The sequence below is a fragment of the Georgenia thermotolerans genome (genome assembly GCF_009193185.1).
GTDB classification, from domain to species: Bacteria; Actinomycetota; Actinomycetes; order Actinomycetales; family Actinomycetaceae; genus Georgenia; species Georgenia thermotolerans.
Genome location: NZ_VUKF01000094.1, coordinates 1 through 2,484, shown reverse-complemented (window position 1 = coordinate 2,484; position 2,484 = coordinate 1). Strand labels below are relative to the sequence as shown.

At 76.2% G+C, this 2,484-nt stretch carries 1 protein-coding gene and 1 pseudogene; one reads left to right on the top strand and one right to left on the bottom strand.

Going from position 1 to position 2,484, the window contains the following annotated elements:
• The first annotated feature begins 257 nt into the window (after positions 1-257).
• A pseudogene (locus tag GD970_RS21270) lies at positions 258-1,919 on the top strand (DUF885 domain-containing protein).
• A gap of 166 nt (positions 1,920-2,085) precedes the next feature.
• On the opposite strand, the gene GD970_RS21940 reads toward GD970_RS21270, so the two are convergent.
• Entirely contained in the window at positions 2,086-2,397 is a 312-nt protein-coding gene (locus GD970_RS21940) for a hypothetical protein (protein WP_152359932.1), read from the bottom strand.
• Positions 2,398-2,484: the final 87 nt, after the last annotated feature.

The following is a 2,484-nucleotide window of genomic DNA, read 5'->3' as shown; positions in this document are numbered from 1 at the left end:
GACGCCGAGATCCAGCACGCCCAAGACCTGCTGAACACCCGCCCCCGCGAGACCTTGAACTGGGCAACCCCGCTTGAGAAACTCACCGCGTTCATCCAGGCCGATGCACTGACCGCCTGAACCCGCCGTGACGCCTCACGCCCAAGATGACGCCTCACGCCCAAGATGACGCCTCACCGCGCGGCGGGGGTGGTCAGTACGCTCGCACGGTGACCGAAATCCCTCAGCCCACCACCACCGTGCGCCGGGCCACGCCCATGGACGCCCTCGCGGACGCCTACGTCGAGCGCAGCATCGCCCTCGACCCGCTCGAGGCCACCAGCCTCGGCCTGCCCGGCCACGACACCGAGATGCCGGACTTCTCCCCCGCCGGCACCGCCGCCCGCGCCGACCTCGCCCGCACCACGCTGGCCGAGCTCGCGCGGCTCACCCCGGTCGACGAGATCGACCGCGTCACCCACGCCGCGATGCGCGAGCGCCTCGGCCTGGCCGTCGAGCTCGCCGACGCCGGCGAGCTGACCCGCGAGCTCAACGTCATCGCCTCCCCCGTCCAGGCCGTCCGGGAGGTCTTCGACCTCATGCCCACGGCGAGCACGACCGACTGGGAGACCGTCGCCCAGCGCCTCGGCGCCGTCCCGGCCGCCCTGGCCGGTTACGCCGAGTCGCTGCGCACCGCCCGGGAGCGGGGCGAGGTGGCCGCCGTCCGCCAGGTCGAGGCGTGCATCAAGCAGGCCGACGAGCTCGCCGACCCCTAGGGCTCCTTCTTCACCACCTTCACGGCCGCCGCCCTGCCCGACGGCGCCGCCCCCGCCCCGGCCCTCGCCGCCGCCCTCGACGACGGCGCCCGCGCGGCCCGGCAGGCCTACGGCGAGCTCGCGAGCGTGCTGCGCGAGGAGATCGCACCCGCCGCCCCGCAGGCGGACGCCGTCGGCCGCGAGCGCTACGCGCTGTGGTCGCGGTACTTCCTCGGCGCCGTCGTCGACCTGGACGAGACCTACGCGTGGGGCCTGGAAGAGCTGGCCCGCGTGGTCGCCGAGCAGCAGGCCGTCGCCGACCAGTTGTACGGGCCGGGCACCGATATTCGCGAGGCGATGGACCGCCTCGACCGCGACCCCGCCCGCATGCTCAAGGGCACCGCCGCGCTGCAGGAGTGGATGCAGGCCACCTCCGACGCCGCCGTCGCCGCCCTGGCCGGCACCCAGTTCGACATCCCCGACCCGGTGCGGCGCCTGGAGTGCCGCATCGCCCCGACCCAGTCCGGCGGCATCTACTACACCGGCCCCTCCGCGGACTTCTCCCGCCCGGGCCGCATGTGGTGGTCCGTGCCGGCGGGCGTCACCGACTTCTCCACCTGGCGGGAGAAGACCACCGTCTACCACGAGGGCGTGCCGGGCCATCACCTGCAGATCGGCCAGACCGTCTACCGCGCCGACCTGCTGAACATGTGGCGCCGGATGGCCTCGTGGGTCAGCGGGCACGGCGAGGGCTGGGCGCTGTACGCCGAGCGGCTCATGGCCGACCTGGGCTTCCTGGAGGACCCGGGCGACCGCATGGGCATGCTCGACGGGCAGCGCCTGCGCGCCGCCCGCGTGGTGCTCGACATCGGCGTCCACCTGGGCAAGCCCGCGCCCGAGCAGTGGGGCGGGGGCGCCTGGGACGCGGCCAAGGCCTGGCCGTTCCTCCAGGCCAACGCCAACATGGCGGAGGGCTTCCTGGCCTTCGAGCTCGACCGCTACCTCGGCTGGCCCGGGCAGGCGCCGAGCTACAAGATCGGCCAGCGGCTGTGGGAGGAGATCCGCGACGACGCCCGCGCGGCCGCCGAGCGCGACGGCGGCGTCTTCGACCTCAAGGCCTTCCACCGCCGCGCGCTCGACGTCGGCTCGGTGGGCCTGGACGTGCTGCGCGAGGCGCTCGTCTGAGGCCGTTGAGCTCCGCCTGGCCGTGACGCCGGGCGTTCGTCCGATTCCCGGCATGGCGGTCCCCCGATCCTGGGGCGGGCCGCCCCGGGGCGCGGTTAGATTGCGGCATGTCGCAGGAGCGCACCCCTGACGAGGCCGACGGCGTCACGCGGCGTCCGTCGGGGCGTCACCGCGCCCCGGGTCCGGAGTCCGGGCCGGCCGAGGAGACAGGGCGGACGGCGGCCACGCCGCCCGAGGGCACGGGCCGGTCCGGGGCCACCCCGCCCGGGGGCACCCGCCGGGCAGGAGCCACCCCGCCCGGCGGCACCCGCCGCGCGCCGGTGCGCCCGTCCGGGGTGCAGCCGCCCGGCTCGGCCCCCTCGGGGCCCACGCCGGGGTTCGGCATCCCGATGACACCGACGACGAGCCCGGCGTCGACGCCGGCGTTCGGCGTCCCGACCGCGGGCCCGGCACCGATGCCCGAACCCGGCGCGGCCACGGCGAGCCCGGCGGGGGCCGCGACGACGCCGCAGGCGGCAGCGAGCGCACCAGCGCCTCAGCCCGCCCCGGCCGCGCCGGCCGCGCC